The sequence below is a fragment of the Nocardioides flavescens genome, assembly GCF_009823805.1.
GTDB lineage: Bacteria > Actinomycetota > Actinomycetes > Propionibacteriales > Nocardioidaceae > Nocardioides > Nocardioides flavescens.
The window spans coordinates 284947-301029 of the sequence record NZ_WUEK01000004.1; the positions used below are offsets into that span (position 1 = coordinate 284947).

Consider the following 16083-nt stretch of genomic DNA (forward strand, 5'->3'; position numbering starts at 1 on the left):
TCCTCTCGGTTCGGGCTCGGTTCGGGCTCGGGTGGGTGGGGAGGGGAGGGGCCCGCGGGTGGTGACGCTGACGGGGAGCAGCGTGACCACCCGCGGGGGCTCAGCTGCTGACCGCGACCTGCGACCAGACGGGGGACCCCTGCGAGGAGGGGAAGTCGCTCACCTTGTCGGAGGTGACGAACATGTACTTCTCGTAGAACATCGGGATGATCGGCAGCTGCTCGGCGAGGATCTCCTGCGCCTGGCCGTACAGCGCGATGGCTGCGTCCTGGTCGACCTGGCCGTCGGCCTGCTCGAGCAGGTCGACCACCTCGTCGGGCTGGCTCGCTGAGCAGTTCGTGCACCCGCCGCCGCCACCGGGGACGAAGAAGGCCCGCAGGGTGTTCTGCTGGCTGGGGTAGAGCGCTCCCCAGCGCGAGAAGTAGGGGCCCTCGAGCTTCGCGTCCGCCCGGAGCTCGGCGAACTCGGCGAAGTCGGCGGTCGACTTCGTCGTGACCTCGTCGATGCCGAGGTTCTGGCGGAGCTGGTTGGCGTAGGCCTTGTAGAGCTCGTCGAGACCGAAGCCACCGGGGTAGGTGACGACCATCTCGCCGCTCCAGCCGCCGGCCTCCTCGAGGAGCTGCTTGGCCTTGGTCGGGTCGTAGGTGCACCACTCGCCGCACACGCCCTCCGGCGTACCGGGCTCGGTGGGCGGGGTGAACGCCGTGGCCGGCTCGAGCTGGCCGCCGTAGATGACGTCGTTGATCGTGTCCCGGTCGATGGCCATCGAGATGGCCTGGCGGACCCGGACGTCGTCGTAGCGCTCGTCCCAGAGCGGCAGGCCGAGGAAGGCGATGCCAGGGGCCGGGTTGGCGTAGAAGTGGTCGCCGAACTCCTTCATCGCCGTGGCGATCTTGGCCGGGGCCACGCCGGCGACGTCGACGTTGCCGGCGAGCACGTCGTTGTAGGCCGTCGAGGTGTCGGCGTAGTTCTTGAACACGATGGACTCGGTCAGCGGTGCGGTGCCGGCGTAGTCGTCGTAGGCGACGACCGTGATGTCCTCGTTCTCCTGGTGGGGCTCGGTCATCATGTAGGGCCCCTGGCCGACCGGCTGGAGGTTGTAGGCGTCGAGGTCGTCGAAGGCCGACTCCGGTATCGGGAACAGACCGGTCTGGGCCTGGCTGAGCTGCAGCGGGAACTGACCGTCGGGCGCGGAGAGCGTCACGGTGAAGGTCAGGTCGTCGACCACGGCAAGGCCGCTCATGGTGTCCGTGGTCGGCTTGCCGCTCTCGGGGTTCAGGTCGTCGTAGCCGGCGATCTCGGCGAGCTGGCCGGAGTTGGCCCAGGCGTTGGGGCCGTAGGCGGTCGCATTCCAGGCGTCGACGTAGGACGAGGAGGTCACCGGCTCGCCGTTGTGGAAGGTCCAGCCATCCTTGAGCTTGATCGTCCAGGTCGTCGCGTCGTCGCTGGTCACCGAGTCGGCCGCGGCCATCGTCACAGTGCCGTCGGTCGCGACGTCGGTGAGCGAGGTGTAGAGCGCCATGACCTGGTCGTAGGCGGTGATCTGCTTGCCGGGGTTGAGGTCGCCCGGCTCGGACTCGGCCACGACCAGGGAGGTCCCGGGCTGCGTGCCGCTCGAGGCCGAGGGCTGGGCGCCGCCGGACTCCTCGGATCCGGGCTCGTCCCCGGCGGGGACCGAGCACGCTCCGGTCAGAGCGAGAGCGAAGGCAACAGCGACGACTGCCGCACGACGCCTCCGACGGTGGGGATGCTGCATGGGTTCTCCTCCTGGGACGTCATCCGGGGCGTGTCGCTCCGGCGCGCGGTCGCCGCGCCCCGCCGACCGCCTCGTTCTGGTCTGATGGAGAGATCCAAACCTTCAATGATTTCTGAGAGTTGAGAGTCGTGTTACGTCTCGTGACCGGATCGGGACCCGTCTGGGTCGAGCCCGTGACGACCGATGGGCGCAGACGGGTCCGCCCCTTCTAGGCTTCGCTCATGAGCAAGGTCTTGTCCGCCGTCGCCTGGCCGTACGCCAACGGCCCGCGCCACATCGGCCACGTGGCCGGTTTCGGCGTGCCCTCCGACGTCTTCAGCCGCTACATGCGGATGGCCGGCCACGACGTGCTCATGGTCTCCGGCACCGACGAGCACGGCACCCCGATCCTCGTCGCCGCCGACGCCGCGGGCGTCACCGCACGCGAGCTCGCCGACACCAACAACGCGCTCATCGTGCAGGACCTCGTCGATCTCGGGCTGTCCTACGACCTGTTCACCCGCACCACCACCGGCAACCACTACCGCGTGGTGCAGGAGCTGTTCCGCGGCGTGCACGCCAACGGCTACCTCGTCGAGCAGACGACGTACGGCGCGATCTCGCCCTCGACCGGGCGCACGCTGCCCGACCGCTACATCGAGGGCACCTGCCCCATCTGCGGGTACGCCGACGCGCGCGGCGACCAGTGCGACAACTGCGGCAACCAGCTCGACCCCACCGACCTGCTGGACCCGCGCTCGAAGATCAACGGGGAGACCCCGGAGTTCATCGAGACCCAGCACTTCTTCCTCGACCTCCCGGCCCTGGCGCAGGCGCTCCAGGACTACCTCGGCGGTCGCGAGGCCTCGGGCACCTGGCGGCCCAACGTCATCAAGTTCTCGCTCAACCTGATCGAGGACCTCAAGCCGCGGGCCATGACCCGCGACATCGACTGGGGCATCCCGGTGCCGCTCGACGGGTGGCGCGAGCAGTCGGCCAAGCGGCTCTACGTGTGGTTCGACGCGGTGGTCGGCTACCTCTCCGCCTCGATCGAGTGGGCCCGGCGCCTGGGCGACCCGGAGCGCTGGCGCGACTGGTGGAACGACCCCGAGGCGTTGTCCTACTACTTCATGGGCAAGGACAACATCGTCTTCCACAGCGTCATCTGGCCGGCCGAGCTGCTGGCCTACAACGGCGCGGGCGAGCGCGGCGGCGAGGCGGGGGAGTACGGCACCCTCAACCTGCCCACCGAGGTCGTGAGCTCGGAGTACATGACGATGGAGAGCAAGCAGTTCTCCACCAGCCGCGGTCACGTGATCCTGGTCGGAGACATGCTCTCGCGCTACCAGCCCGACGCCCTGCGCTACTACATCTGCGCCGCCGGGCCGGAGACCTCCGACGCCGACTTCACCTGGTCGGACTTCGTGCTGCGCACCAACTCCGAGCTGGTCGCAGGCTGGGGCAACCTGGTCAACCGCACCGCGACGATGCTCGCGAAGAACTTCGGCGAGATCCCGGCGGCCGGCGCGCTCGAGCCGGTCGACGAGACGATCCTGGCCACGGTGCGGGCCGGCTTCGACTCGGTCGGTGACCTCGTCGGGCGCCAGCGCCTGCGCGCCGGCATCGCCGAGGCGATGCGGGTGGTCGGCGAGGTGAACAAGTACCTCACCGTCACCGAGCCCTACAAGATGAAGGACGAGTCCCAGCGCGAGCGGCTCGCCACCGTGCTGCACGTCGCCGCGCAGTGCGTGGTCGACTGCAACACCCTGCTGGCGCCATTCCTGCCGCACTCGGCCAACCTCGTGCACGCCGCGCTCGGCGGCGAGGGCGAGTTCATGCCGATGCCGCGCATCGAGACCGTCGAGGAGCTCGACACCGACAACGGCGCCGGGCTCGCGACGTACCCCGTCATCACCGGCGACTACTCCGCGACCCCGTCGTGGCAGTCGCACCCGGTCCGTGTCGGCGCCCCCGTCGCCAAGCCCACGCCGATCTTCACCAAGCTCGACCCCTCGGTCGTCGAGGAGGAGCTCGCCCGCCTGGAGAAGTGACGTCCGATCGATGGTTGAGGAGGCGCGCCAGCGCCGTCTCGAAACCACCCGGCTCGTGAGGTGGCTTCGAGACAGGACTTCGTCCTTCCTCAACCACCGGGATCCGGACCTCGCCGGTCCGACCGTCGGCGGCAGTTCTGCTTGACTGCCGCGCATGGCTTCGACGTCCTCCCCAGCGCCCCAGCCCGCATCCTCCGACCAGCGCGAGCGCGGACTCGCGCGCTTCGCGCAGAAGTCGGCGGCGTGGACGGAGAAGTGGTTCCCCGACGCCTACGTGTTCGCGCTGGCCGGAGTGGTCGTCGTGGCGGTGGCGGCGATGGTCAACGGCGCCAGTCCGGTCACGGTGGTGGAGACGTTCGGCGGTGGGTTCTGGGACCTGACGGCGTTCACGCTGCAGATGGCGATGGTCGTGCTCACCGGGTACGTCGTGGCGACGTCGGGCCCGGTCGCCCGGATCATCGAGCGGATCGCGCTCGTGCCTTCGACGCCGCGCGGGGCGGTGGCCTTCATGGCGCTGCTGTCGTGCCTGGTCTCGATGCTCAACTGGGGTCTCAGCCTGGTCTTCAGCGGGCTGCTGGCGCGCGCCATCGCGCGGCGCCCCGACCTGCGCAGCGACTACCGCGCGCTCGGCGCGGCGGCGTACCTCGGTCTCGGCGCCGTGTGGGCGCTCGGGCTGTCGTCGTCCGCGGCCCAGCTGCAGGCGACGCCGGCCTCGCTGCCGCCGGAGCTGCTCGAGATCACCGGGGTGCTCGACTTCGGCGACACGATCCTGACCTGGCAGTCGCTGCTGATGGCGGCGGTGCTGATCGCGCTCTCGGTGGCGGTCGCCTGGGCCTCGGCGCCCCAGGGCGCCGCGGTGCGCACCGCCGAGGAGATGGAGATCGACCTCTCCGACGACGTGCAGCCGCCAGCGGAGCGCACCCGGCCGGGGGAGTGGCTCGAGCACTCGCGGATCCTGCCCGCGCTGCTCGGCCTGCTGACCCTCGGCTGGCTGGTGCACCAGCTCGCGACGCTGCCGTTCCTGACCGTCATCAGCAACCTCAACGGCTACCTCATGGTCTTCCTGATCCTGGGCCTGGTGCTCCACGGCACCCCGCGCGGCTTCCTCAACGCCGTCGCCCGAGCGGTGCCGACCACGGCCGGCGTGCTCGTGCAGTTCCCGTTGTACGCCGCGATGGCGGCGGTGCTGACCCGGGCCGACGGCCGGGGCGGGGTGACGGTCTCCGAGCACCTGGCCGACCTGTTCACCAGCGTCGGCGGAGGAGGGGCCTTCGCCGTCGTGATCGCGCTCTACACCGCCCTGCTCGGGATCCTCGTGCCCTCCGGCGGCGGCAAGTGGCTGGTCGAGGCGCCGTACGTCATGCAGTCGGCGACCGACGTGGGCATGAACCTCGGCTGGACCGTCCAGATCTACAACGCCGCCGAGGCGCTGCCCAACCTGGTCAACCCCTTCTTCATGCTGCCGCTGCTCGCGGTGCTCGGGCTGCGCGCGCGTGACCTGGTGGGGTTCACGTTCCTGCAGTTCCTCTTCCACCTGCCGGTGGTGCTGCTCCTGCTGTGGCTGCTCGGCACGACGTTCGAGTTCGTGCCGCCGGTGATGCCCTGACCTGCGCGGGGATGTCGGGTCAGGCCCCGCGGCGCCGCCACTCGATCGCGGGGCAGGTGTCCATGACCATGGCGAGGCCGGCCGCCGTCGTGCGCTCGAACGCCGCCTCGTCGACGACCCCGAGCTGCAGCCACACTCCGCGCGCGCCGATGGTGACGGCCTGGTCGGCGAACTCCCCGGCGGCCTCGGAGCGCCGGAACACGTCGACGACGTCGACCGGGAACGGCACGTCGGCGAGGCTGGCGTAGCCCCGCTCGCCGAGCACCTCGAACTCCGGGTCGTCGGCGGCCGCGGGGTGGATCGGCACGACCGTCTTGCCGCGCTCCTGCAGCAGCGAGGCGATGGAGTACGCCGTGCGGGTGCGGTCGCCCGAGAGTCCCACGACGGCCCAGACCTCACAGTCGTCGAGCATCAGTCTCACCGCGGCGGGGTCCTGCCAGTCCTGTGTCGGCTCCTGCGTCGGCGTGGCCATGCCTCCACAGTAGGCGGCGTCGAGCGGGGTCAGGGGTGACTAGACACTTTTGACCAGGTCGCCCTGACACTTTCGGGTGAGTCTGGACGAATTGCTCCGATCGGAGTGAGATTCCGGTCATACATTGCTGCCATGCGCAGTGTGTAGCGCTGTCCCTCCCCTCCCTTTGGCACGAAGGAGAACCCATGTCCCTGAACCGCCTTTCGCGGCTCCTCGTCAGCGGCGCTGCGGCGACCGCTCTCACCGCGGGCGGCCTCGCGGTCACCGCCACCCCGGCCCAGGCCGCCACGGCCACCGGCTCGGCGTCCTACACCTGCGTCAACCCGCTCGGCGGCCTGCTGCCGGGACCCCTCTCCGCTCTCGGCAACAGCTTCACCCTTCCGGCGAAGTTCACCCTGCAGAACCTCCCCGAGACGCTGACCGCCAACGTCCCGGTGCCGGCCGGTGTCCCGATCGTCGGCACGTTCTCGCTGCCGTCGAACCTCAACGGTGGTCTGCTCGGACCGCTGGTCACCTCACTCTCGCTGACCCTCAACAACGCGCTCGGCGGGACGCCTCTGGCGCCGGTCAGCACGCAGTTCAGCGGCGTGGCGACCCAGGTGTCGAATGGCGAGGCTCAGATCACCGGCACGCTCGGCGCGTTCACGCCCAGCGCTGACGGGCTCCCTCTGCCGATCCCGACGTCGTTCGACGCGAGTCTGCTGACCGGCGTGCTTGCGCCGCTCGGAGTGAAGTGCACCTACAACCCGGGCACCGCGGTCTTCACCGGCGGCACGGGCGGCACCGGGACCGGCACGGGCACCGGCGGCATCAGTGTCGCCAAGCAGGGCGCGACCATCAAGGCCAAGGGCAAGAAGAAGATCAAGCTCGGCCAGAAGGCCGTCGTGACCGTCAAGGTCAAGACCAGCGCCGGCCAGAAGGGCGTCGGCCAGGTCAAGGTCAAGGCCAAGGGTCAGAAGGCCAAGGTCAAGAACCTCAAGAACGGCAAGATCCGCTTCGTCATCAAGAAGCTGCGCGCCGGCAAGCAGAAGATCAAGTTCACCTTCCTCGGCAACAGCTACACCAACGCCGCGAAGAAGAGCTTCGTCGTCCGCGTGATGCGCTGACGTTCCCGCACCTCTCCGCAGCTCCACCCAGCTCCACCCGTCCGGCCGGTGCCCTCGGCACCGGCCGGACGTGCTCCCGCGCGCCCACACCGCATCCCGAGGGATCCCTCGCATGTCCGTCTCCTCCCGCCCGCGCTGCCGGGCCCGCGGCGTCACTGCCACCCTGACCGCCGCACTCACCGCGGCCGCGACCCTCACGATCGCCACCGCGGCCCCGGCCTCCGCCGCCTCGGCGACCGTGACCGGCACCTACACCTGCTCCAGCCCGCTCGGCACCGTGCCGCTCCTCGGCGGCGTCGTGGGGCCGCTGACGACCTTCAAGGTGCCCGCGACCTACAGCCTGCCGAGCCTGCCCGACACCCTCACCGCCAACGTGCCGGTGCCCGCCGGCATCCCGGTGCTCGGCACCCTCGACCTCAGCGGCGCCGGACTCGGTGCGGCGCTGACGAGCCTGCAGGTCACCTCCCTGCGCGCCTTCGACGGCACCCCGCTGGCCCCGGTCGGAGTCACCCTGGCCCCGGCCACGACGCCCGTCGTCGGCGGGGTCGCGTCCCTGTCCGGCACGCTCGGCGGCTTCACCCCGGGTCCCGGCGCGCTGCCCGTGCCCGTGCCCACGTCCTTCGACATCGGGCCCGCCACGCCCGTGCTCGGCGCGCTGGGCGTGCACTGCGACCTCGACCCGGGCTACCTCGTGCTCCCGGGCGACCCCGGCGGCGGCAAGTCCGGCGCCGGCACGGGCGGCGGCATCGTGACGACCCCCGGCGGCGGTGGCTACGTCAACGTCGGCAAGCAGACCGCCCGCATCCGGGCCAGAGGCGCGAAGGTGCTGTGGGCCGGTCACCGCGCGGCGTACGTCGTCACCGTGACGACGTCGGCGGGCCAGCAGGGGGCCGGCCGGGTCACGGTGCGCGGCTCCGGCGCGAAGGTCGCGAAGACCCTGCGCGGCGGTCGCGCCCGCGTCGTCGTCAAGGGCCTCCGGCCCGGCACGCGGGTGCTGCGCTTCGCCTACGCCGGCAACGACTGGACCGAGCCGGCGACACGTCAGGTGAAGGTGCGCGTCCTGCCGCGCTGAGACCCTGCGTGAGCCCCCGACCGTAGAGTCGGGGCCATGGGCGAGCGCATCGAGATCCAGGCGGCCGACGGCACCGCGGAGGCCTACCTCACCGGAGAGGCGGGCGCCCCGGGCGTCCTGCTCTACGTCGACGCGATCGGGCTGCGCCCGCAGATCGAGTCGATGGCCGACCGCATCGCGTCGTGGGGCCACGTCGTGCTCGCGCCGCACGTCTTCTACCGCGACGGCTCGGCCGCCGAGCTGGCTCCGCAGGGCGACCTGCGCGAGCCGGGTGAGCGTGAGGCGTTCTTCGCGAGCGGAGTGATGGACCGCGTGGGTGCGCTGACCCCGGACCGCTCGGAGCCCGACGCCGAGGCGTGGATGCGCACCCTGCTCGAGCACGCGGGCGACGGCCCGGTGGCGACGACCGGTTACTGCATGGGCGCCCGGCTCGCCGTACGCACGGCCGGACAGTTCCCCGGCACGGTCGGCGCCGTGGGTGGCTGGCACGGCGGCGGTCTGGTGACCGACGGGGACGACAGCCCCCACCTGGCGATCGCGGCGAGCACCGCCGAGTTCGCGTTCGGCCACGCCGACCAGGACGGCTCGATGCCGCTCGAAGCGGTGGAGGCGCTCGAGGCGGCGCTGCAGGACGCCGGTCGCCCCCACGTCAACGAGATCTACGCCGGGGCGCCCCACGGCTACACGATGGCCGACACCTCGATGTACGACGAGGGCGCGGCCGAGCGGCACTTCCGCGAGCTGCAGGCGCTGCTCTCACGTGCGCTCGGTGGGTGACTCCGAGCACCACCCGTCGTGGCCCGTTATCGTCGTCGCCGCTCCGGTTACCGGAGCGGCATGGCCACTCAGAAGCTCAAGTACACCACCCCCGGTATGCCCGAGGCCGACGCCCAGCGCGTGGTCGAGATCCTGCAGGACCGGCTCAACGCGACGACCGACCTGCACCTGACGCTCAAGCACGTGCACTGGAACGTCGTCGGGCCCCACTTCATCTCCGTGCACGAGATGATCGACCCGCAGGTCGACGCCGTCCGCGGCTTCTCCGACGACCTCGCCGAGCGCATCGCCACCCTCGGCGGCTCGCCGATCGGGACGCCGGGCAAGCTCGTCGAGGCCCGCAACTGGGACGAGTACAGCATCGGCCGCGACACCACGCAGGCCCACCTCGGCGCTCTCGACCTCGTATACCAGGGCGTCATCTCGAGCTACCGCGAGCAGATCAAGGAGCTCGACGACCTCGACCTGGTCACCCAGGACATGTTCATCGCCCAGACCGACCAGCTCGAGCTGTTCCACTGGTTCATCCGCGCACACCTGGAGGACAAGGGCGGCGCCCTGTCGACCGCCGGTGCGCACACCGAGGTCGAGGCCGCGCAGCAGGCCGGCTAGTCGATCCGCGGCAGCTCGGAGGCGCGGCCCGTGAACTCCGCGGGCCGCTTCTCCACGAAGGCGGCGACGCCTTCCTTGCCGTCGCCCACGGAGGCGTGCCACATGGCGACCGAGTCGGCCAGGTGCGCCTCCAGAGGGTCCGGGGCCGCGGCGTTGCGGTAGAGCAGCTGCTTGCTCAACCCCAGCGCCGTGGCCGAACGGCCCTTCACGAAAGACCGCGCCAGCTCCTGGGCCGCGCCGAGCAGCTCCTCCGGCGCGTGGACCGAGCGCACCAGCCGCCCCTCGAGCGCCTGCTCGGCGGTGAGGATGTCGGCGGAGTAGATCCACTCCAGCGCCTGCTGCAGACCGACGATCCGCGGCAGGAACCACGTCGACGCGGCCTCCGGCACGATGCCGATGCGGCCGAAGACGAAGCCGATGCGTGCCGCCGTCGAGGCGAGCCGGATGTCCATCGAGAGCGTCATCGTCGCCCCGATGCCGACCGCGGCGCCGTTGATCGCGGCGATCACCGGCTTGGGCAGCGCGTGGATCGCGAGGTTGACCCGGCCGCCGGTGTCGCGCATCCCGTCGTGGTACGGCGCCTCGTCGTACGCCGCCCGGAAGGCCTCGGGGGAGGGGTCGAGGCTCTCGTCGAGGCCGAAGACGTTGCCCTCGACGGCGAGGTCCATGCCGGCGCAGAACGCACGGCCGGCCCCGGTCACCACCACGGCGCGGACGGAGTCGTCGCGGGCCTCGGTGAGGAAGAACCGCTCGAGCTCACGCGCCATCGTCACGTCGAACGCGTTGAGCTGCTCGGGCCGGTGCAGGGTCAGCGTGCAGACGCCGTCGGCGTCGGTCTCGTGCGTGATCGTCTCGTAGGCGTACGCCTCGTCACTCATCCGATGCCTCCGGTGGGGGAGCAGAGCTTCTTGGTGACCTTCTCGGTGTCGTCGTCGATGAAGGTCTGGAACATCTCCGGCGCGAGCTCGGGGTCCCACGTGACGCGCAGGTCCTGCAGCGGCACGACGCAGGTGAGCCCCTTGTCGCCGTCGACGCGGGTCATGGCGGTCGCCCACAGGCCCATGCGCACCGGGCCCATGCCCTGACCGAACTGGAAGAAGTCGGGCACGGCGTGGTTGAGCCTCCACCAGCGGACGGGGTTGACGACCGTCCAGGGCGACAGCACGGCCTTGCCGACGGCCGAGACGACCTCGCGCTGGCGGCGTACGCGGTCGATGTCGCCGATGCCGGAGGTGTGGCGCGAGCGGGCGTAGGCCAGCGCGGTGGTGCCGTCGACCTCCTGGCAGCCCTTCTTGATGTTGAGCCCGGCGAGCTTGTCCTTCATGTTCGTGCGCGGGCACACGGTGATGCCGCCGACCGCGTCGACCACCCCGGCGACCCCGCCCATCCCGATCTCGACGTAGTCGTCGACGCGGATGCCGGTGTTCTGCTCGATCGTCTGCACGAGCAGCTTGGGCCCGCCGTAGGCGTAGGCGGCGTTGATCTTGCTCTCGCCGTGGCCCGGGATGTCGACGATGGAGTCGCGGGGCAGCGACAGCAGGACGTTGGGGCCGGAGCCCGTGTGCAGCAGCATGATCGTGTCGGTGCGACCGCCGGAGGCGTCGCCGGTCGACAGCGCCTTGCGCTGCTCCGCCGTGAGGTCCTGGCGCGAGTCGCTGCCGACCAGGAGGTACGTCGTGCCGGGCTGCTCGTCCGGGCGCTCACCGCTCGGGGCGAAGTCGATCTCGTCCATCCCCGAGATGGCGTGGATCGGCGTCGCCACGAGGAAGACCAGCCACGCCACGATCAGCAGGAAGACGTAGCGCAGCCTGAACCGCGGCCGCCAGCGCCGGCGGGAGCGGCCGCGACCGGGATCGACGGGCGGGGGAACCGGCTGGCGGGCGGGCTCACGCGGGGTCGGAGCGGGCCGCGGCGGGGTCGGCCGGCTGGCCTGGCCCGGGCGCGGCTGGGTGCGCATGACCTGGGTCTCGTCGGGGCGGGGGGTGCCGGCGCGAGGGTCCTCGCGGGGCTGGCGCCGCACGGGACGGGTCGGCGGCGGCTGGTCGTCGCCGTTGCCCCCACGGCCGCCGTACAGCCACTGGAAGTCGGGGCCGTCCTCCGGACCGCCGCCTCGAGGACGCTCAGGCATGGAGGGGACGCTACCGTGCCGCGGGTGAGCACCACGGGTCGCGGACTGCCCCCGGCGTTCGGGCGTGTCTCGCTCGGCGTCGTGATGTCGGCGCGCGAGGCCAACCTGCTGGGCAACATCCACGGCGGCGAGATCGTCAAGCTCGCGGACTCCACGGCGGGCGCCGTCGCCCAGCGCCACAGCGGCGGTCCGGCCGTCACCGCGGCCCTCGACGAGATGGCGTTCCTCGCCCCGGTCCACGTCGGCGACATCGTGCGCACCTACGCCCAGGTCAACTGGGCCGGGCGCTCCTCGATGGAGATCGGCGTGCGCGTCGAGGCCCAGCCCTGGGACGAGCCGTCGCGCGAGCAGCTGCACGTCGCGAGCGCCTACTTCGTCTTCGTCGCCATCGACGCCGAGGGCCGGGCACGCGACGTCCCGGGTGTCGAGCCGCAGTCGCCGGACGAGGTGCGCCGACTGCACGAGGCGGAGATCCGCCGCTCCCACCGGCTCGCGCGCCGCGCCGAGATCGAGGCCGCGCGACGCGAGTCGTGACCGACTGACCCCGCGGCGGCGCGTCGGGACGGCTGAGGCTGCTGTGACTGGTGATACTGGCGGGGCCCACCTGATCTTCCCCTCAGGAGCACGTCTCGATGCCGTCCCCGCAGGTCCCCTCCCCGTCCCCGCAGCAGCCCGCCGATCGTCGTACGACGACCGCTGACCGCGCCGCCAAGGTGCGGTTCCGCCGCGCCCTCGCCCTCATGGCGATGACGCTGCTGCTGCCCGGCTCCGCGCAGGTCGCCTACGGCAACAAGCGGGTCGGGAGGATCGCGCTGCGCGTGTGGGTCGGCCTGCTGCTGGTCAGCCTGGTCAGCCTCGTGCTCTCGACGGTGCACCACGAGTTCGCCTTCTGGCTGGTCTCCGACCTGACCGCGCTCCAGGCCGTGCGGCTGGTGCTGATGGCGCTGGCGATCGCGTGGGCCGCACTCCTCGTCGACGCCTGGCGGCTCGGGCAGCCGCTGTCGCTCTCGATGTCGCACCGCCGCGCGGCGGTCGGCGTCAACGGCATCCTCTGCTTCTCGGTCGCCGCGACCCTGCTGTTCGGCGCGCACCTGGTGGGCGTGCAGCGCACCTTCATCCAGACCATGTTCGGCTCCGGCGACGTCACCGGCGCCCACGACGGCCGCTACAACGTGCTGCTGCTCGGCGGCGACTCGGGCATCGACCGCTGGGGCCTGCGCCCCGACTCGATCACGGTCGCGAGCATCGACGCCCGCACCGGTCAGAGCACGCTGATCTCCCTGCCGCGCAACATGCAGAACTTCCCGTTCCGGGCCGGCTCGGTCATGGACAAGCAGTTCCCGAAGGGCTTCGACTGCGAGCACTGCATGCTCAACGGCGTCAACACCTGGGCCGGTGACCACCTCGAGCTGTTCGAGGACAAGAAGAACGCCGGCATCGACGCCACCATCTCGGCGGTCGAGGGGATCACCGGACTGAAGGTCAACTACTGGGCGATGGTCAACCTCAAGGGGTTCCGCGACCTCGTCGACGCGGTGGGGGGCGTGAAGATCAACGTCCGCTCGCGCATCCCGATCGGCGGCCTGGGCAGCGACGTCTACGACTACATCGAGCCCGGCACGCAGACCCTCACCGGCTTCCAGACCCAGTGGTACGCCCGGGCCCGCGACGGCTCCGACGACTACTCCCGCATGGCGCGCCAGAAGTGCATCATGGGCGCGATGCTCGACCAGCTCGACCCGACCGTGGTGCTGCGCAACTTCCAGAAGATCGCCAAGGCCAGCTCGGCGATGGTCTCCACCTCCATCCCGGCCGGCGAGGTCGACCGCTTCATCGCGCTGGCGATCAAGGCGAAGGGCCAGAAGATCGGCACCCTGTCGCTCGTCCCGCCGCTGGTCGACACCTACCAGCCCGACATCGCGCTGATCCAGGCCAAGGTCGCCGAGGCCGTCGGCGCCCCGGTGCCGCAGACGGCCCAGGCCGCCCCGGCGGCCTCGGACTCTCCGGCTGCGTCGTCCGCGTCGTCCGCGTCGTCCGAGCCGACGAAGGCGGCCAAGCCGAAGAAGCCGAAGCCGGCCGCGGACGAGCCCGTCACCGGCGGCTCCCTCGGCTCGCTCAAGGACGGTTACGTCGCCAACCAGACCGAGGACCTCGGCGCCGCCTGCTGAGCCGACCGGCTCGGTGGTCGACCAGCGGTAGCGGCCACTCCGGTGGTCGAGCAGCGAGCCCCGGCGAGCGTCGTCGAGACCCATCGAAGGTGGTCCGGGAGCCGACCGATCGGTGGTTGAGGAAGGACGAAGTCCTGTCTCGAAACCACTGCCGTCGGCCCCGGAAGATTGCTCTCCTGGCTGTCTCGGACGTGGTCAATCATGGGCTCGACGGGGTCTGGATGTCGGTGGTCGCGTCTAGCGTTCTGGGTATGACGGAGCACCTCGACCACGACCTCGAGAAGGCTGTGCTGGCTTCCGCGGTCGAGGCCGTCAGGGACCGTCGCTTCGCAGAGGTCCGCGACCTCGAGACTCTGCTGGCGTGGGCGGACCTGCACTCCGGACCCTCCGTCGGTAAGTGGGACGCGACGCTCGCGCTGGGTGGGCAGGGGACGCCGAAGGTGCGTGACCACTGCCTCGGTGAGATCGCGATCGCCCGCGGCACCGGTGTCGTCGCCACCAGCAACGCCCTGGCCGATGTCCTCGACCTGCGCCACCGGCTCCCACTGACCTGGGCCGTCGTCCGCCGCGGCGAGGCCGAGGTGAAGGTCGCCCGCCGGGTCGCGAAGCTCTCGCGGCACCTGCCGCTCGACTGCGTCGGGACCGTCGACGCTGCGGTCGCCCGGATCATCGCCCGCGAGGCCGGCGGACGGGTCCTCGCCGTGACTGAGGCGAAGATCGTCGAGGCCGACCCCGTCCTCCACGAGGAACGAGCCGAGGCCGAGCGCCGCCGCAGGTATGTCGGGATGTCCCGCACAGACGAGCACGGTCTGCGCATGATCATCGCGAGAGTCGAAGCCGGCGACGTGCACTGGATCGACGCCACCCTGACCCGCGTCGTCGAGCTCATCTCACCCCGCCACCCCGACGCTGGCGCCCGAGAGCTGAGGTCGATCGCGTTCGGGTGGCTCGCCCGCCCCGCCGAACTCTTCAAGCTCTTGGTCTAACACCAGCAACCCGCCCTGTTCGACAACGACACCGAAGAAGCAGAGCCGTCCCGGGCGACCGCGATGCCCGAGGCGCTCCTCGACGCCCTGCGCGGGCTCGACCTCGAACCCCTGCGCCCCCGGACAGTGCTCTACGTCCACCTCCACGAAGCCGCGCTGCACGGCACCCCCGCCGTCGCCCGCGTCGAGGGGCTCGGACCGAGCACGCTGCTCGAGCCCCGGTGGTTGAGGAAGGACGAAGTCCTGTCTCGAAACCACTGACTCCGCCCCCGACGACACCGACTCGCCGGAGTGGTTTCGAGACAGTCGCTGGCGCGACTTCCTCAACCACCGTGTCGGCCTCACGCCACCTCGACCTCACGCCGCGTGGACTACGACCACCCCACCCCGTACACAGCCCGAGGCCCACCCGGTCAGACCGGCACCCACAACTCCGGACCGTTGGGTCGCAGACACCACCGGTGGAAGACCCACGCCGGCGACCACGCCCGACAATCAGGCCAAGGCCGATACGCCTGGCTCACCCCCCACGGCCTCGGCTACCTCGTCGACCACACCGGCACCCGACCTATCCCCGCACACCACGCCCGGATGATCATCGACGCCCCACCAGGCCTCGACCTCTACCCCGGCACCGAGATCGACTGGCGCTGACCCGTCAGGGCAGGGTCGCGCGGTCGCGTCGGGCGAGCATGTCGGCGGCCAGCTCGGCCTCGATCCCGCCGCTGCCGGGGGTGTTCAGCACGTCGGCGCCGACGATCCAGTCGACGACCACGTCGGAGTCCTCGTCCGGGTACGGCGGACTCGTGACGACGCCCAGGGACCAGCAGGCGTCCCGCGGCAGGTGCTCCGGCAGCCAGCGCAAGATCGTCGGGACGTCCGTGTCGAGCAGCAGCCGAGATGTGACGCTCCACGACGTCCGGGGCTCGAGCTCGCTGCCATCGTAGACGTACAGCAGGTAGTTCGCGCCCTCGCGCTCACGGACCAGATGGCGCTCGTCGATGCCGACGACCCGCATCACGCCGACAGCCTCGGTCCGGCGTGCCCGGCCAGGCAGGTCCAGCGGGAGTCGTCACCGAGCACCCAGACCTGGGTGACCGGCATCCGGAACTCCTCGTCGCCCGAGGTGGTGGCGACGACGTCGCTCACCACCGTGTGCAGCACGGCGGTCGTGCCGACGACCGTGACGGTGGGGTCGTGGAGACGCTGGGAGCGCCACACGAGACCGCCCCCGGCGTTGCGGTCGACGTACTCCTGGCGCGACATGGTCCCGCCCTGGTGGTTCACCCACCGGAACGACGGGTGCAGGAGCTCCTCCAGTCGCGCGCGGTCGCCGGCGGCCAGAGCGTCCGCCCGATCCTGCGCCGCAC

Annotated in this window: 17 protein-coding genes; 11 read left to right on the forward strand and 6 right to left on the reverse strand. The window is 71.0% G+C overall.

Annotation, left to right across the window (positions count from 1 at the left end):
- Positions 1 to 100: 100 nt before the first annotated feature.
- Complete coding sequence (locus tag GRQ65_RS08370) at positions 101 to 1585, reverse strand: ABC transporter substrate-binding protein (RefSeq protein WP_202387792.1); 1485 nt, start codon at positions 1583 to 1585, stop codon at positions 101 to 103.
- Between the two features lie 392 nt (positions 1586 to 1977).
- Between GRQ65_RS08370 and metG the strand changes: the two genes are divergently transcribed.
- Entirely contained in the window at positions 1978 to 3786 is a 1809-nt protein-coding gene (gene metG, locus GRQ65_RS08375; protein ID WP_160877110.1) for a methionine--tRNA ligase, read from the forward strand.
- Positions 3787 to 3940: 154 nt separating this feature from the next.
- A complete protein-coding gene (locus GRQ65_RS08380) occupies positions 3941 to 5392 on the forward strand; it encodes a short-chain fatty acid transporter (RefSeq protein WP_160877112.1) in 1452 nt (483 codons plus the stop codon).
- A gap of 19 nt (positions 5393 to 5411) precedes the next feature.
- Here GRQ65_RS08380 and GRQ65_RS08385 read toward each other — a convergent pair whose 3' ends face one another.
- A complete protein-coding gene (locus tag GRQ65_RS08385) occupies positions 5412 to 5864 on the reverse strand; it encodes a CoA-binding protein (RefSeq protein WP_160877114.1) in 453 nt (150 codons plus the stop codon).
- A 185-nt stretch (positions 5865 to 6049) separates the two neighbouring features.
- Here GRQ65_RS08385 and GRQ65_RS08390 point away from each other — a divergent pair, with 185 nt between their 5' ends.
- The 4 genes from GRQ65_RS08390 (at position 6050) to GRQ65_RS08405 (ending at position 9431) form a co-directional block, all read left to right on the forward strand.
- Entirely contained in the window at positions 6050 to 6970 is a 921-nt protein-coding gene (locus tag GRQ65_RS08390; RefSeq protein ID WP_160877116.1) for a hypothetical protein, read from the forward strand.
- A 112-nt stretch (positions 6971 to 7082) separates the two neighbouring features.
- Positions 7083 to 8042: a hypothetical protein gene (locus GRQ65_RS08395; protein WP_160877118.1), complete on the forward strand. Its 960-nt coding sequence runs from the start codon at positions 7083 to 7085 to the stop codon at positions 8040 to 8042.
- A 36-nt stretch (positions 8043 to 8078) separates the two neighbouring features.
- Positions 8079 to 8819, forward strand: a complete 741-nt coding sequence (locus GRQ65_RS08400; protein WP_160877120.1) for a dienelactone hydrolase family protein — start codon at positions 8079 to 8081, stop codon at positions 8817 to 8819.
- A gap of 60 nt (positions 8820 to 8879) precedes the next feature.
- A complete protein-coding gene (locus tag GRQ65_RS08405) occupies positions 8880 to 9431 on the forward strand; it encodes a Dps family protein (protein ID WP_160877122.1) in 552 nt (183 codons plus the stop codon).
- On the opposite strand, the gene GRQ65_RS08410 is transcribed toward GRQ65_RS08405, so the two are convergent.
- Together GRQ65_RS08410 and GRQ65_RS08415 are read right to left on the reverse strand one after the other, a co-directional pair.
- Complete coding sequence (locus GRQ65_RS08410; RefSeq protein ID WP_160877124.1) at positions 9428 to 10309, reverse strand: crotonase/enoyl-CoA hydratase family protein; 882 nt, start codon at positions 10307 to 10309, stop codon at positions 9428 to 9430. The two genes, GRQ65_RS08405 and GRQ65_RS08410, sit on opposite strands and share 4 nt — an antisense overlap.
- Entirely contained in the window at positions 10306 to 11559 is a 1254-nt protein-coding gene (locus GRQ65_RS08415) for an LCP family protein (protein ID WP_160877126.1), read from the reverse strand. The genes GRQ65_RS08410 and GRQ65_RS08415 overlap by 4 nt, the downstream gene beginning before the upstream one ends.
- A gap of 24 nt (positions 11560 to 11583) precedes the next feature.
- Between GRQ65_RS08415 and GRQ65_RS08420 the strand changes: the two genes are divergently transcribed.
- The 5 genes from GRQ65_RS08420 (at position 11584) to GRQ65_RS08440 (ending at position 15367) form a co-directional block, all read left to right on the forward strand.
- On the forward strand, positions 11584 to 12093 hold the full coding sequence (locus GRQ65_RS08420; protein ID WP_337191571.1) for an acyl-CoA thioesterase: 510 nt from the start codon (positions 11584 to 11586) through the stop codon (positions 12091 to 12093).
- A gap of 98 nt (positions 12094 to 12191) precedes the next feature.
- Positions 12192 to 13727, forward strand: coding sequence for an LCP family protein (locus GRQ65_RS08425; protein WP_160877128.1), 1536 nt, complete (start codon positions 12192 to 12194; stop codon positions 13725 to 13727).
- 251 nt (positions 13728 to 13978) lie between these two features.
- The gene (locus tag GRQ65_RS08430; protein WP_160877130.1) at positions 13979 to 14713 is read left to right on the forward strand and encodes a hypothetical protein; all 735 of its coding nucleotides are present in this window, start codon (positions 13979 to 13981) and stop codon (positions 14711 to 14713) included.
- A gap of 63 nt (positions 14714 to 14776) precedes the next feature.
- Positions 14777 to 14974 carry a hypothetical protein gene (locus GRQ65_RS08435; RefSeq protein WP_160877132.1) on the forward strand — a complete coding sequence of 66 codons (198 nt, stop codon included), beginning with the start codon at positions 14777 to 14779 and terminating at the stop codon, positions 14972 to 14974.
- Positions 14975 to 15154: 180 nt separating this feature from the next.
- Complete coding sequence (locus GRQ65_RS08440) at positions 15155 to 15367, forward strand: hypothetical protein (RefSeq protein ID WP_160877134.1); 213 nt, start codon at positions 15155 to 15157, stop codon at positions 15365 to 15367.
- 4 nt (positions 15368 to 15371) lie between these two features.
- Here GRQ65_RS08440 and GRQ65_RS08445 read toward each other — a convergent pair whose 3' ends face one another.
- Both GRQ65_RS08445 and GRQ65_RS08450 read right to left on the reverse strand, forming a co-directional pair.
- Entirely contained in the window at positions 15372 to 15734 is a 363-nt protein-coding gene (locus GRQ65_RS08445; protein WP_160877136.1) for a hypothetical protein, read from the reverse strand.
- Entirely contained in the window at positions 15731 to 16057 is a 327-nt protein-coding gene (locus GRQ65_RS08450; protein WP_337191583.1) for a nuclear transport factor 2 family protein, read from the reverse strand. Before GRQ65_RS08450 ends, GRQ65_RS08445 begins: the two co-directional genes overlap by 4 nt.
- Positions 16058 to 16083: the final 26 nt, after the last annotated feature.

Excerpts from the sequence above, each read along its gene's own strand:
- metG (WP_160877110.1), top strand. The coding sequence starts at position 1,978 with ATGAGCAAGGTCTTGTCCGCCGTCGCCTGGCCGTACGCCAACGGCCCG.
- GRQ65_RS08380 (WP_160877112.1), top strand. The coding sequence starts at position 3,941 with ATGGCTTCGACGTCCTCCCCAGCGCCCCAGCCCGCATCCTCCGACCAG.
- GRQ65_RS08385 (WP_160877114.1), bottom strand. The coding sequence starts at position 5,864 with ATGGCCACGCCGACGCAGGAGCCGACACAGGACTGGCAGGACCCCGCC.
- GRQ65_RS08390 (WP_160877116.1), top strand. The coding sequence starts at position 6,050 with ATGTCCCTGAACCGCCTTTCGCGGCTCCTCGTCAGCGGCGCTGCGGCG.
- GRQ65_RS08395 (WP_160877118.1), top strand. The coding sequence starts at position 7,083 with ATGTCCGTCTCCTCCCGCCCGCGCTGCCGGGCCCGCGGCGTCACTGCC.
- GRQ65_RS08400 (WP_160877120.1), top strand. The coding sequence starts at position 8,079 with ATGGGCGAGCGCATCGAGATCCAGGCGGCCGACGGCACCGCGGAGGCC.
- GRQ65_RS08405 (WP_160877122.1), top strand. The coding sequence starts at position 8,880 with ATGGCCACTCAGAAGCTCAAGTACACCACCCCCGGTATGCCCGAGGCC.
- GRQ65_RS08410 (WP_160877124.1), bottom strand. The coding sequence starts at position 10,309 with ATGAGTGACGAGGCGTACGCCTACGAGACGATCACGCACGAGACCGAC.
- GRQ65_RS08415 (WP_160877126.1), bottom strand. The coding sequence starts at position 11,559 with ATGCCTGAGCGTCCTCGAGGCGGCGGTCCGGAGGACGGCCCCGACTTC.
- GRQ65_RS08425 (WP_160877128.1), top strand. The coding sequence starts at position 12,192 with ATGCCGTCCCCGCAGGTCCCCTCCCCGTCCCCGCAGCAGCCCGCCGAT.
- GRQ65_RS08430 (WP_160877130.1), top strand. The coding sequence starts at position 13,979 with ATGACGGAGCACCTCGACCACGACCTCGAGAAGGCTGTGCTGGCTTCC.
- GRQ65_RS08435 (WP_160877132.1), top strand. The coding sequence starts at position 14,777 with ATGCCCGAGGCGCTCCTCGACGCCCTGCGCGGGCTCGACCTCGAACCC.